This window comes from Blastococcus sp. TF02-8 (genome assembly GCF_003319175.1).
Classification (GTDB): domain Bacteria; phylum Actinomycetota; class Actinomycetes; order Mycobacteriales; family Geodermatophilaceae; genus Blastococcus.
In genome coordinates, this window is record NZ_QOHK01000033.1 from 1 (window position 1) to 503 (window position 503).

Here is a 503-nt window from a genome sequence, read left to right on the forward strand (position 1 = left end):
ATCTACACGCGTAAGATCGTCGGCAGCGTCAGATGTGTATAAGAGACAGGCCGTAGACGCTCCCGTCGGTCATCGCTTGCGGAGCAGGGTCAGGCCGTCGGCCAGCGGCAGCAGCACGGTCTCCCAGCGGGGGTCGGTGGCCAGCGCCGCGTTCAGCGACGCGAGGGCGGAGTCGGACTCGTCCTCGGGATCGAGCACCTGCCCCCCGCGCAGCGTGTTGTCCAGCAGGACGACGCCGTTGCCGGTCAGCCGCGGGTGCAGCTCCTCGACGTACGCGGCGTAGCCGGTCTTGTCCGCGTCGACGAAGGCCAGGTCGAAGGTCTCCTCCGCCGGCAGCTCCCGGAGCGTGGCCAGCGCGTCGCCGAGGCGCAGCTCGATCCGGTCGGCCACGCCCGCCCGCTCCCAGTACCGGCGGGCGACGGCGGTCCACTCCTCGCTGCGGTCCAGGCAGAGCAGCGACCCGTCCTCGGGCAGCCCCTCGGCGATGCACAGCGCGGAGAACC

At 71.6% G+C, this 503-nt stretch carries 1 protein-coding gene; it reads right to left on the reverse strand.

The genetic code is table 11. From position 1 onward, the window contains the following. Positions 1-69: 69 nt before the first annotated feature. On the reverse strand, positions 70-503 hold a 434-nt coding region (locus tag DQ237_RS19370; RefSeq protein WP_113801773.1), incomplete at its 5' end, for an O-methyltransferase.